General features: G+C 39.0%; 12 protein-coding genes. 5 read left to right on the forward strand and 7 right to left on the reverse strand.

Features of this window, described 5'->3' with window-relative positions; all coding sequences use genetic code 11:
- Window positions 1–895: 895 nt before the first annotated feature.
- The 3 genes from NYG85_RS09665 to mqnP are packed head-to-tail and all read right to left on the reverse strand — an operon-like array spanning window position 896 to window position 2788.
- A complete protein-coding gene (locus tag NYG85_RS09665; RefSeq protein WP_284938330.1) occupies window positions 896–1405 on the reverse strand; it encodes a DUF6115 domain-containing protein in 510 nt (169 codons plus the stop codon).
- A gap of 10 nt (window positions 1406–1415) precedes the next feature.
- Window positions 1416–1922 carry a hypothetical protein gene (locus NYG85_RS09670; RefSeq protein ID WP_284938332.1) on the reverse strand — a complete coding sequence of 169 codons (507 nt, stop codon included), beginning with the start codon at window positions 1920–1922 and terminating at the stop codon, window positions 1416–1418.
- The gene (gene mqnP / locus NYG85_RS09675) at window positions 1919–2788 is read right to left on the reverse strand and encodes a menaquinone biosynthesis prenyltransferase MqnP (RefSeq protein ID WP_284938334.1); all 870 of its coding nucleotides are present in this window, start codon (window positions 2786–2788) and stop codon (window positions 1919–1921) included. Before mqnP ends, NYG85_RS09670 begins: the two co-directional genes overlap by 4 nt.
- 80 nt (window positions 2789–2868) lie before the next feature.
- Between mqnP and miaA the strand changes: the two genes are divergently transcribed.
- From miaA to NYG85_RS09700, 5 genes are all read left to right on the forward strand, one after another.
- A complete protein-coding gene (gene miaA / locus NYG85_RS09680) occupies window positions 2869–3744 on the forward strand; it encodes a tRNA (adenosine(37)-N6)-dimethylallyltransferase MiaA (RefSeq protein ID WP_284938336.1) in 876 nt (291 codons plus the stop codon).
- A 67-nt stretch (window positions 3745–3811) separates the two neighbouring features.
- Window positions 3812–4603, forward strand: a complete 792-nt coding sequence (locus NYG85_RS09685; protein WP_284938338.1) for an amino acid ABC transporter substrate-binding protein — start codon at window positions 3812–3814, stop codon at window positions 4601–4603.
- 12 nt (window positions 4604–4615) lie between these two features.
- Window positions 4616–5278, forward strand: a complete 663-nt coding sequence (locus NYG85_RS09690) for an amino acid ABC transporter permease (RefSeq protein WP_284938348.1) — start codon at window positions 4616–4618, stop codon at window positions 5276–5278.
- 2 nt (window positions 5279–5280) lie between these two features.
- Window positions 5281–6018, forward strand: coding sequence for an amino acid ABC transporter ATP-binding protein (locus NYG85_RS09695; RefSeq protein ID WP_284938339.1), 738 nt, complete (start codon window positions 5281–5283; stop codon window positions 6016–6018).
- A 9-nt stretch (window positions 6019–6027) separates the two neighbouring features.
- A complete protein-coding gene (locus NYG85_RS09700; protein WP_284938340.1) occupies window positions 6028–7170 on the forward strand; it encodes a trans-sulfuration enzyme family protein in 1143 nt (380 codons plus the stop codon).
- Here NYG85_RS09700 and NYG85_RS09705 read toward each other — a convergent pair whose 3' ends face one another.
- The 4 genes from NYG85_RS09705 to NYG85_RS09720 all read right to left on the reverse strand — a co-directional run.
- Window positions 7171–9309 carry an ATP-binding protein gene (locus tag NYG85_RS09705; RefSeq protein WP_284938341.1) on the reverse strand — a complete coding sequence of 713 codons (2139 nt, stop codon included), beginning with the start codon at window positions 9307–9309 and terminating at the stop codon, window positions 7171–7173.
- Window positions 9306–10376, reverse strand: coding sequence for a PilZ domain-containing protein (locus NYG85_RS09710; protein WP_284938342.1), 1071 nt, complete (start codon window positions 10374–10376; stop codon window positions 9306–9308). The genes NYG85_RS09705 and NYG85_RS09710 overlap by 4 nt, the downstream gene beginning before the upstream one ends.
- A gap of 103 nt (window positions 10377–10479) precedes the next feature.
- Window positions 10480–11079 carry a peroxiredoxin gene (locus tag NYG85_RS09715; RefSeq protein ID WP_284938343.1) on the reverse strand — a complete coding sequence of 200 codons (600 nt, stop codon included), beginning with the start codon at window positions 11077–11079 and terminating at the stop codon, window positions 10480–10482.
- 924 nt (window positions 11080–12003) lie between these two features.
- The coding region (locus tag NYG85_RS09720; RefSeq protein WP_284938344.1) for a flagellin B at window positions 12004–13178 on the reverse strand (1175 nt) is incomplete at its 5' end.

Genomic DNA, 13178 nt, shown 5'->3' on the forward strand with positions numbered 1-13178 from the left:
AAAGCACCAAACCTATGGCAAACGGCATTTTAGGTTAAAATTTCGTAAAATCTGCAAAAACACAATAATAAAAGAATGTTGTTACCTGCGAGCTATAAAAGTGGAGGCGACGCTACTTCGCTTTGCTTGTTCTAAAAGCAAAACACAAAAAGCCACCTTAACAAAATGCAAAGTTCTGCTAAAAATCACGTGAATTTTTATCAAAAACAGCATAAATTTTTAGTTTAAAATTTTAAAACGTAAAAAGCCGACTTGTCGGCAATTAAAACCTGTGCGAAGCACAGCAACGAAAGAGCGTTGTCGTGGGGGAGCAAACGAAAATCAAAATAATGTTACGACATTGTTTTGATTGTTTGCGAGTTATGGCAAATGGAGAATGGGGCGACCCTACTTCGCTTTTCTCGTGATAAAAGCCGTATAAATTTTAGTTTGTAAATTTTGCTTTTTAATTAAAAATTTAAAAACGCTAGAACTTAAAAAATATAAACCTGCGAACGCCGATTGAAAATCGGCAAGTGTTCGCCACCTTAGAAGCGTTGTCGGGGTTGTGGGCTGTTAAGGGAGAAGGGGGTGACTTCGCAATTCAAGCCCCCTTCTCCCTTAAAATAAAGTGAGCGACACCCTGAATAAAATGCAAAGTTCTACTGCAAGCCAAGTCAAAAATTTACGTTTTTAAGTAACAAAAATTTATTTGCGAGTTACAACAAAAGCAGCCCTACTTCGCTTTGCTCGTTCTAAAAGCAAAATGCGAAGTTCTACTTCAAATCAAACACAAAATTTCCTAAAACACAGCAAGCAACACCAAAAAAAGCGAATTTCTACCAAAAACCGCACAAATTTTTATCAAAAAACCACAATTTTAACGCAAATTTAACGCACTTAATCACGCTAAAAACTAAATCAACCTATGCATTTTTAGCACAAACTCAACCCTGCCGATCCCAAGCCTTAGGTCTTTTGCGATGACTTCGCTACTTTTGCCGTCGTTAAATAGGCGGATTATCTGCTCCTCCTCGCTTTGCATACTTGGCGGCGTGATTTTGTTTATATCTCTGGTGCGTTCTTCAAGGTTGTAAATTCGGCTTTGTTGCTCACTTTGAAACTCATCAATCGTGCTTTCAATGCTTTTTAGCGAGTTAAAAAGTGGCAAAATTTTCTCGCTCAAACGGCTCTCTATCTTCTCATCAAGCTGTCTTTCAAGCACGCTTAAATCCACCACGCTGCCGTCATTTGTGCTTGTTAGCGATAAAAGCTGTTTTTTTAAGGCAAAATTCTCCTGAATCACACCCTCAATGACCTTTTCAAACCTTGAAAATTTCTTTTTAGTCTCAATCTCTTTTAGATAAATAAAGCCCAAAAGTGCCGCTAAAATCACGCTAAACACCAAAAATAAAATATAATCCAAATTCTCTCCTTTACTCTCTGTTTTGTCTTATCATCACGCGCTCACGTGCCGTTACATAAGCGTTAAAATCGCTCTCATCATCGCCGTGCATCATCGTGATTTTTGCCGTTTTTTCATCAATTGCATTTAGATAAATCGCTATCGTTCGCTTTGGGAATATTGGCATTAAAATTCTAGCATAATAGCTCTTGCCACTTTGAAATTTTGGCTCATCAATACTAATGCCCTCAAAGCCAATGCCAGTGATTTTTGCCCTATTTTCAAGCTTAATCCTGCTTTTTTGCTCATTTTTTAGCGTATCGCTAAGCTCGTCAATCTTGCGATGAAGCTCAATTAAAAGTGTTAAAAGCACTTGGTCGCTCTCCTTTGTGTCGCCCCTTGCCTTTGCACGTTTTAGCCACGCTCCAAGTGCGTCCTCTTCGCTTCTTGTCATTGAGTTAAACTCAATAAAAAACTGCTCATTTTTATCATCATCAAGCGAAAATTCAATCTCTAAACTAGCCGGGACTAATCTCATAATAAATCAACCAAAACAAAGATGAAAAACATAATGCCAAGATAGCCATTTAGCGTGAAAAATGCCCTGTCAATCTTGCTAAAATCACGCCTTACAATGCGGTGTTCTTGCCATAAAATCGCCCCACTTAGCACCACGCCAAAATAGGCAAATCCACCAAGCCCAGCACCCCAGCAAAAAAGTAGCCAAAACAGCACAGCAAGAGCGTGAAACAAGGCTGAGATAAAAAGCGTAGCGTCCTTGCCATAAATGCTAGGCACACTAAAAAGTCCGTTTTTAACGTCAAATTCTAAATCTTGAAGCGAATAAAGCAGGTCAAATCCAGCCACCCAAAAGACCACGCCAAGCGATAAAAGCACCGAATAAAGCGTAATTTCATTAGCAACAGCCACGACCCCAGCAATGGGTGCAAGTCCTAAACTAACGCCTAAAACCACGTGAGCAAGTGGGCTAAAACGCTTAAAAATTGAGTAACCAGCTAGAATGATTAAAATTGGCACGCTAAGATAAAATGCCAAGTCATTAATAAAATACGCAACAAGCACGAAAACAAGGGCATTTAGGGCGATAAAAATAAGCAGATTATTTGCTCCAATCCTGCCATCAACGCTAGGGCGAGAGGCTGTTCGTGGGTTGTGCTTATCAATATCTCTATCGGCGTAGCGATTAAACGCCATCGCAAAATTTCTAGCACTCACAGCACACAAAACGCCTAAAACTAGCAGTTTAAAACCAAACCACGCCGAGTTAGTTTTAACAAAACTAGCCACAATCATCGCCGTAAAAATAAACGGCAGGGCAAAAATTGAGTGTTTAAAAACGATTAAATCGCTGATATCTTTTAATAAATTTAGAAATTTCTGCATTTTTATCCAAGAGTTTTTAGCGGATTTTACTCGGATTTTCTTTAAATTTAGTATAATTTTTCATTTTTAAAGGGTTTAAAATGTTTAGACAATTTTGCATAATCGGCACAACAGCAAGTGGCAAAACCGACTTAGCCTTGCAAATTGCACGTGAATTTGACGGCGTGATTTTAAGTCTTGATAGCCTCTCAATCTACCGCTACATTGACATCGCAAGTGCAAAACCGAGCAAAGATGATTTAAAAAGCGTTAAACATTTTGGCATTGACTTAATTAATCCAGATGAGAATTTTAGCGTTGGCAGGTTTTTTGAAATTTACAAACAAGCAAAAGATTACGCCAAAAATCAAGGCAAAATTTTAATAATCACCGGCGGGAGCGGATTTTATTTAAAGGCGATGATGAGCGGACTAACGCCAGATGTGCCAAAATATGACACGCCAGATAACGCCCAAATTTACGAGCTAATCAGGCAAATTGACCCGGAATTTGGGGCGAAATTTAGCCAAAATGACACCTACCGCCTTCAAAAGTGGTTTTGTATCTATAAATTTAGCGACCAAAAGCCGAGTTTATGGCTTAAAAACAACACAAAAGAGCCGATTTTAGGCGAAATTTCAATCTTTGAAATTTTATGGGACGTGCCAAAAATCAGGGAGCGGATAGAAATTCGCACCAAAAATATGCTAAAAAATGGACTTCTTGATGAGGCAAAATGGCTTTTTGAGCATTACGATAGCGATTTAAAGCCACTTAAATCAATCGGCTTAAAGGAGTGTGGCGAGTTTTTTAGCGGTAAAATTTCAAGCCAAGATGAGCTTGAAACGCTGATTTTTACGCACACAGCTCAACTTGCAAAAAGACAGCGAACCTTTAACCGCTCGGCATTTTTAAACAAAAAGAGCGGAGATTTAGAATTTATTAACGATGAAGTTAGAAAATTTTTAAAATTTTAGCCAAGTTTAATGACTTTTTGCTAAAATCACTTAAACGTAAAGTAAACGTAAATAAAAAGGATAAAAAATGAAACTAAAAATTCTAGCAAAAACGCTATTTTTAGCAAGTGTGTCGCTATTTTTTGTAGCTTGTGGCAACGATGAAGCAAAGAGCCAAAGTGCCTTTGAGCGTATCAAAAAAGAGGGCGTTTTAAGGGTCGGCACAGAAGGCACGTATTCGCCATTTTCGTATCACAACGAAAAGGACGAGCTAGTGGGCTATGATGTGGAGGTCGCTCGTGCGGTGGGCGAAAAAATGGGCGTTAAGGTTGAGTTTGTTGAAGCACCTTGGGACGCTATGTTAGCGGCGTTTGATGCTGGTAAATCAGATGTCGTGTTTAATCAAGTAACAATAAATGAAGACAGAAAGAAAAAATACGACTACACCCTGCCATATATAAAATCAAGAAGTGCCATTGTCGTTCATAAAGACAACGATGATATTAAGGATTTTAGCGATTTAAAGGGTAAAAGCTCAGCTCATTCAGCCACTAGCAACTGGGCAAAACTAGCCGAGAGCTATGGTGCAAATATCGTAACCACCGATGGTTTTAGCAAGGCTGTGGAGCTAATCATCACAAAACGAGCCGACGCTACGATAAATGATGATGTTACATTTTATGATTATTTAAAACAAAAACCAGACGCGCCGATAAAAATCGCAAAAAACGGCGATGAGGCGATACTTTCGGCTGGACTTGTTAAAAAAGGCGAAACAGATTTAGTAAATGCAATCAACGAAGCGATAAAAGAGTTACAAAATAATGGAAAAATAAAGGAAATTTCAATAAAATACTTCGGCAAAGATATTTCACAATAAAAAGGATAGGTCATAGAACGGGCATTTGAAATTATATTTGAGGCGATTATCCCACTTGCGGTAGCTGGGGCAAAAATCACGATACCACTTAGCATTATTTCATTTGCCTTTGGGCTTATTATCGCCATTATCACGGCACTTGCAAGGCTTTCAAAGATTAAAATTTTAAAGCTAATCTTTGGCTTTTATGTTTGGATTTTTCGTGGCACGCCTATGCTCGTTCAGCTTTTTATCGTATTTTACGGACTGCCAAAGGTCGGCATTCAGTTTGACGTTTGGAGTGCGGCGATTGTCGCATTTAGCCTAAATGTCGGCGCTTACGCATCAGAGGCGATTAGAGCGGCTATACTTTCAGTGCCAAAGGGTCAGTGGGAGGCGGCACTCTCGCTTGGTATGGGTAAATTTATGGTTTTAAGAAGAATCATTGCCCCACAAGCGATGAGAATTTCAATCCCGCCACTCTCAAACACATTCATAAGTTTGGTTAAGGACACATCTTTGGCTGCTTCAATTACGATGGTTGATATGTTTATGGTCGCTCAACGCATTGCAGCAAGGACATTTGAGCCGTTTTTGCTCTATGTTTTAGTTGCGATTATGTATCTAATCATCTGCACAGCCCTTACGTTTTTGCAGTCGTATTTAGAGAAACGCTCATCAAAATTTTTAGGATAAAAATGTCAGTAAAACTTATAAAAATTAATAAATTTTTTGGCGAAAATCACGTCTTAAAAGATATAGATTTAGAAATTTACGACAAGCAAACAACGGTGATTTTAGGCAGCTCTGGCTCTGGCAAATCAACACTTTTACGCTGTATCAATCTGCTTGAAACCCCAGATAGCGGTCAGATGTATCTTCGTGGATTTTATCTAAATTTTTCACTACCGATTAAAGAGCGACAAAAGTTGCCGTTTCGTAGCCACACTGGTATGGTTTTTCAGGATTTTAACCTATTCCCACATTTAAACGTGCTTGAAAATATCATTGAAGCACCGATAAATGTGCTAAAAATTCCAAAAGATGAAGCGGTAGAAACTGCTAGAAATTTGCTAAAAAAGGTCGGCTTATCGCAAAAAGAAAATGCCTACATAGCCACGCTTTCAGGCGGTCAAAAGCAAAGGGTGGCTATTGTTAGAGCCTTAGCGATGAAGCCATATTTTTTACTGCTTGATGAGCCGACATCAGCGCTTGATCCAGAGCTTGAAGCGGAGGTTTTAAAGGTGATTTTTGATCTAAGCAAAGAGCAACGCTCAATCATAATCGTAACTCACAATATGGAATTTGCAAGGCGTGCGGCGGATAGAATTTTATTTTTAGACAAGGGCAATATCATCTTTGATGGCACGAGCGATGAGTTTTTTTATAACGACAACGATAGAATTGTAAATTTTATTTCAGCGATGAAATTTTAAGGAGAGATAATGAATCTAAACACACTTTTGGTTAAAGGCATTTCGGCTCACACCGACCAGCACAAGGCTGTCGTGCCACCGATTTATCTATCAAGCACATTTGCACAAGATGGGCTTGATGAGTTTGGCAAATTTTGCTACTCGCGCGGCTTAAATCCGACAACCGACGCCTTTGAGACACTATTTGCAAAGATTGAGGGCGCTAAGTGTTGCATTAGCTTCTCATCTGGTATGGCAGCGACTACGGCAGCATTTCACCTGCTAAAAAGTGGCGATAAGGTGCTTTTAAACAACAATGTCTATGGCGGGACGTTTAGATACGCTCACACGATTTTTGCCGATAATGGCATAAAATACGAGCTAGTTGATGATTTAAATGTAATCACAGAAGATGATTTAACGCCAGATGTTAAGATGATTTTTGTTGAGACGCCTTCAAATCCGCTTTTAAGGGTTACTGACATTAAAAAAATCGTGGAGCTAGCTCACAAAAAGGGAATTTTAGTAGTCGCTGATAACACATTTTTAACGCCGTATTTTCAAAAACTGCTTGACTTTGGCGTAGATGTCGTGGTCTATTCTGCTACAAAATATATCGGCGGACACGCTGACGTTATCGCTGGTATTGCCACGACAAATGATGAAAAACTTGGTGAAAAGCTAAGGTTTATTAAAAACACGCTTGGCTCAAATTTAAGCCCGACCGATGCTTATTCGCTCATTCGTGGGCTAAAAACCCTAAGCGTTCGCTTTGATAGACAGATGCAAAATACGCACAAAATCATTGAATTTTTAAAATCAAACGAAGCCATTGATGTTGTTCATTACGCTGGCTCACGCTCTGAATATGAGGCAAAAGTCCAAAAGAGCCAAGCTGGCGATATCGGTGCCTTAATCTCAATTGAGCTAAATCAAAATTACGACTACAAAAAATTTGCAAAATCGCTAAAATTATTTGATTTAGCAGTGAGCCTTGGCGGTGTTGAGAGCCTGATTTGTCAGCCTTCATCAATGACACACGAGTCTTATCCAGCCGAGCTTCAAGAAAAAATCGGCATAAAGCCAAACCTACTTCGCCTAGCTATCGGCGTTGAGGACGCAAACGACCTAATCGCCGATTTAGCAAACGCAATCAAGCTCTCAAAAAAGTAGCTACATCCAAACCAAAACCACATCTTGGATAAAAATATCGCTCTTTTTTGGGGCGATTTTTATCTGATTTATCTGTAAATTTTTGCTCTTAATCTCAGCTAATTTTAGCTCAAATTCACGCTCTAAATCATCAATTTGAGCCAAAATTTCATCAACCCCAGCCTCGCTTAGTTTGACATCATTTCGCTCTTTTAAAAGGCGATTTGTGCTTTTTACGCTAGTTGCGATTTTTGAAACGCTCTTTTTGCCAAAAAATGCACCGATCAAACTAGCTCCGATATTAACCACAGCGTCAATCGTGCTTGTTTTTGCGTCGTTTTGCTCTTTAACAAGTCTTTGTCTTGCACTTGCTAATTTATCTTCAAGCCTTGCTTTTTGAGCCTTAAATTTCTGCTCTAACGCCTCTTGTTCTTTGCTTGAATCATTAAGGCTTAGTCTGGCTAAAAACTCCTGCTTACTTTCGCCCGGATTTGAGTTAAGGCGAGGCGAGGCGTAAAGATAAAGTCCCTCGTTTTGGTAGATAAAATCCCTTAAATCACTTTGTAAATTTTTGGTGTTTTTAAGGCGTAAAATTTCACTTGGCAATGGCATAAAAGTCGCATTTTGTGGCATTTGTGTGAAATTTAGCTCTGGATTTTTACTAGCATTATCCCAGCTAAAATTCTCACACGCCTCGCCTAAAAAGCTAAGGTCTAAATTTGTATCAATATTAAGCTTTGTATCATAAAATCTAACCCTTGCCGTGCCTAAAAAATAGGCGTTTAGCTCATTTTTATCACTGGCAAAGAGCTGTTTTATCTCGTTTGAGATGAGCGGTCTTTGATTTTGCTCATCTTTGTGGCTAAAATTTTGGCGTTTTTGGCTCATTAAATTTTTAATCTCATCGGCAGTTAGCGGACCTTTTAGGTAGCTAAGTGCGTAGCGAGTGTTTAAAATTTTAAGGGCGTCATCGTGGATATTTTTTATTAAAAACTGCCTTTTTTCTAGGTTTGAAATTTGGCTAAAAAGCTCGGTTTTATCGCCGTTTAGTCCGCTAATTACACGCTCTTTATCCTGAGCGGTGATTAATCTACCAATAAACCACGTGCCTATGTTGCTAAGCCCTTTGTAGTCTAAATCCACTGGATTTTGGGTGCTTAAAACACAGCCAAGCCCAAAAGCACGAGCTTGTTTTAAAAGCGTGAGCATCGGCGTTTTTGAGGGTGGATTTGCATTTGGCGAGAAATAGCCAAAAATTTCATCCATATAAAGCACCGCTTTTAGCTCGTCCGTGCCACTTGTGGTTCTAATCCAAGCTAAAATTTCGTTTAGCAAAAACGTAACAAAAAACATTCGCTCGTTGTCGTTTAGGTGGGCTATGCTAAAAATGTTGCATTTTGCCTTCGTGCCGTTAAAAAGCATATTTTTTATGTTTAGGCGTTCGCCGTTTGTGTAGGCTTTAAAATTTGCACTTGCAATGAGTAAATTTAGCCTAACGCTAAGCTTAAAACGCTCATTTGCTGGGTAAAATTTCTCAATATCAAAGATGCCAATTTGACTAAATGGTGGCTCATTTATGGCTAAGATTAGCTCACTTAGGCTTAAAGTTTTGCCCTCTTCAAAGGCGTTTGATAGAATTTTAGAGATTAAAATATGCTCTTTTGACGCATCATCAGCGTTGATTGAAAGTAGCGATAAAATGGAGCTTGTAAGCGAATTTACATAATTTATCATCGCCTCATCATCTAAATTTTGTGGTGGCACAAAATCGCCTAAGAGTGCCACGCCGACCCCGCTACTACTTTTTGGCGTGTAAATGGTAAAATCCACGCTGTTTTTAAACTCGCTAACTCGCTCTAAATCATCATTAAGCCCTAGTCTTAGGCTATTTGCTAAATTTTCAGCCCTACTTTTATCATTTGTGTAAGTCAAAAACTCATCGGTGTTTTTTAACGCTAGGCAAAGATTGCCCATATCGCCCTTTGGGTCAATGACAAAGCTTGGGATATTTTTAAGACAAATCTCTTCAAGTAGCGTGATACCAAGCCCAGTTTTACCTGAGCCAGTCATACCGATGATTAGAGCGTGTGTGGTTAAATTTTTACTTTTATAAAAAAACGGCTTATTCTCGCTCGTGCCTAGCCAAAGCTCGCCACTCATCTGTATGAGCTTTGAAGTTCGTTTAGCTCATCAAGCGTGTCTTGCACCCTTTTATCTATGAATTTATCAAGCTCTGGCGTGATTTGGTTGCGATTTTGCATACAATAACGCATAAATCCGTTCTGACTTATCTGCACGATTAGCGTCAAATCAAGCGTGATTTTAACGCAGTTATCCTCGCTCACACAAAGCTCAAAGGTCGCCGTGATATTTTCGTGCGGATGAAATTTCACGTCCTCTTGGCTTAACACGCTAAGCCCACCCTTTGAAATATCATAAAGGTTGCCTAGAAGTTCGCTGTTTTCGCCTTTTAGCGTGACTCTTGTAAATTTATTTGGATGCACCCTTTGGTGCTTTCTAAGGCTGGCACTCATCTTTTCAACACGCTTAAAATTCGTAAGCGTAATCGTTTTTGATGAGAGATTAAAATCGCTAATATCAGCCTTTATGTGCTTTAAAAAGTAGTCGTTTTTTAAAATGTAGGCGTTGCCCTCTTGCTTCATCGCTAGGATTTGATTTATCGTCGTTTGTAGCGTGACGCTGTCTTCGCCGATATTTAAGATCGTGCCGTCGTTTTGGATATTTACGCCGTCATAAAGGTTTAAAAATGTAACGCTTTTTTCTAGGTCTTTTATCTTTTTAAAGGTGTTAATTGGGTGTTCAAAAAACATATCGTTGTTTAAATTTAGCACCGATGGCTGGGCTGAAACGACCTTTCTAGCCTTTAATCCTTTGATGATAAAATCAATCCTAAAAACCAGCTCTCTAATGCCAAATTCGCTCTTTTTGGCGTATTGAATGAGAAAATTTAAAAAAACGTGCTCGGGTAGCCTAATAACGCCACTTGCTTTACTTACAAGCACCTCAAAATCATCTTTTAGCTTTAAATTATCAAGCTCATCGCTAACTAAGGCTAGATAGATATCCTTTAAAAACATAGTAACTTCATCGCTATCAAGCTCAAAGCTAACCTCCTTACAAAACTCCAATCCGTCCTTTAAAAAATCGGCTTCAAGCTCGTTAAAAAGAGAAATTTTGGTGTTAAAAAAGCCATTTACGAACATCATTTTTTTATCCTTGAAAAATTTTGGCTTATTATAATGTAATTTTGCTTTTGAAATTTTTATTTAAGAAGTATTAAAAAAGGCAGGGTTATCCTGCCTTAAAAATTTATAGTTCGCCTTCGTGTTTTGAAAGATACTCAGCCACACCAGCTGTGCTTGGTTTCATAGCTGCATCGCCCTTGTGCCAGCCAGCAGGGCAAACTTCGCCGTGCTCGTTTGTAAATAGCATTGTATCTACCATTCTTATCATCTCGTCAATGTTTCTGCCAAGTGGTAGGTCATTTACGACTGCGTGGCGGATTGTGCCGTCTTTATCAAGCAAGAACGAACCACGAAGTGCAACGCCAACCTCTTCAATAAGCACGTCAAAACCACGTGAAATAGCGTGATTTGTGTCAGCCACGATTGGGAAGCGGACATTGCCGATACCGCCTTTATTTACCGGTGTCTCTTTCCACGCAAAGTGTGAGAATTGATTATCTGTTGAAACCGCAATAACCTCTATGCCACGCTCTTTAAAGTCGTCGTATCTCTTGTCAAATGCGATGATTTCGCTAGGGCAAACGAACGTGAAGTCCATTGGATAAAAGAACACGACCGCTCCGTTTTTGCCTAAATTTTTGTATAGGTTAAAATCTGATTTGATTTGATTATCGCCTAAAACTGCCGCAGCTGTAAAATCAGGTGCTTTTTTTGTAACTAACATTTTTTCTCCTTATAATAAAATTTATTAATTGCGAAATTATATAGCTAAATAGTAAATATATATTTAATAACTCAGTAAAATTTTAAAATTTAGAAAAATTATGCGGATTTTCTCGCTGGATTTTAAATTTTTAAAAACGCCAGAACGTAAAAGCCGACTTGTTGCCAGTTAAAACCTGCAAAAGCATAGCAATAAAAGAGCGTTTTTACTTGGTAAATGGCGAAATTTTTTGCGAAAAACACAAAATTTAAAAATGCTAAAACGTAAAAAAATAAAAACCAGCGAACGCCGATTGAAAATCGGCAGGTGTTCGCACGAAAGAGCGTTGTCGTGGGGAAGGTGGAGCAGACAGCAACAAAAATGGTATTACGATACCATTTTTGTGATCTGCGAGTTACGGCAAAGGAGAAGGGAGCGACCCTACTTCGCTTCGCTCGTTCTAGAAGTAGAACGCAAAAGAAGCCCCCTTAACAAAATGCAAAGTTCTACTTCAAACCACAAAAATTCTCAAAAAACAGCATATTTTTTTAGACTAAAATTTTAAAAATGTTGAAACGTAAAAAATCTAAACCTGCGAACGCCGATTGAAAATCGGCAGATGTTCGCCACCTTAGAAGCGTTGTCGGGGATAAGGGTTGTTAAGGGAGAAGGGGGCGACTTCGCAATTCAAGCCCCCTTCTCCCTTAAAATAGAGTAAGCGACACTTTTTAAATTTCAAGCGAAGCTCTATTGCAAAATAAACAAAATTTTGTTTGCAAGTTATAACCCTAATCCGCTTTGCTTGTTCTAAAAGCCACATTCTTTTAAAAAACAACACTTTTTAAATTTCAGGCAAAATTGTTATCAAAAACCAGTATATATAAAAATTGGGTTTTAAGAATGAAAAGAATTTCTAGCAAACCAAAGTTTGCTAGAAATTTGTAGTTATTGTAGCAGTTTTAGGACGTTTTGTTGCACTGAGTTTGCTTGGCTCATTGCGTAGCTGCCTGATTGTGCTAGGATGTTTCTTTTTGAGAAGTTTGCACTCTCAGCTGCAAAATCAACATCTCTGATTTGACTCTCTGCTGATTTTACATTGACCTGAGTTACCGTGATATTGCTAACGGTTGCAACAAGCTGATTTTGCACTGATCCAAGGTCTGAGCGAATGAAGTCAAGTGTTTTTTGTGCTGATTCAGCGATATTCATAACTGCCATAGCACCACGTAGTGTCATTACGCCAGCTGATTGATTAGAAGTCATATCAGATAGCGACATACGCTGAAATCCCATTGCAGCAGCAACGGATTTGTCTATTTGTCCCCTGATATCACGAAGTGAAACTGATTGTTGGTTGCCGCCGTCTTGACTAAACGCAGCCGAATACGCACCATTTGCTTGACTGCCACCTGAAATTTTAATATCCCTGCCGTCAAGTCTTACAAGGTTTAAACGACCTACAAACATTGAGCTTGAAAGTTGTTCTGCAATTTTGCCTTGCATACCGAGAGCTTCACCTATCTTTTTCGCTTTTGCATTATCTCCACCCGTAATATTTATCGCACGTCCATCACGACTTGTTAGCACCATTCTGCCTTGTGGATCTATTGACGCTTCTACGCCTGTTTGGTCTTTTACTGAGTTTATCGCATTTACTAAGGCACCATTGCTGTCGCCGTCTTTTACAGCTAGGTCGCCGATTTTTACGCCATTGATTGTGATTGAATAAAGGTTACCAGCGGTTATTGCCTTACTACCTCTTAATGTTACATCGTAAGTAGCCCTGACACCAGTTTCATTTGATACCTTATTGATGTTTTCAGCGAGTTTGCCCAGTCCGTTACCTAAACCAGTTGAGATTACGGCAGCTGCGACTTTTACGTTATTTACGCCATCAACATTAATAAATGTAAGTGAAACCTTGCCACCAGCAGTGATGAGTTTTGAGCTTTCAAAACGTGTAAGTCCAATCTTATCCGAAGTCGTAGCACCAATGCTTGCTTTTACTACTTCGTTTGAATAAGCACCGATTTGAAATTCTTTGTTTGAGAATGTGCCGTTTAGGAGTTGTTGTCCGTTAAATGAAGTGGTATTGCCGATATTATCTAGCTCCTCCATTA

The sequence above is a fragment of the Campylobacter gastrosuis genome, assembly GCF_030249845.1.
Taxonomy (GTDB): domain Bacteria; phylum Campylobacterota; class Campylobacteria; order Campylobacterales; family Campylobacteraceae; genus Campylobacter_A; species Campylobacter_A gastrosuis.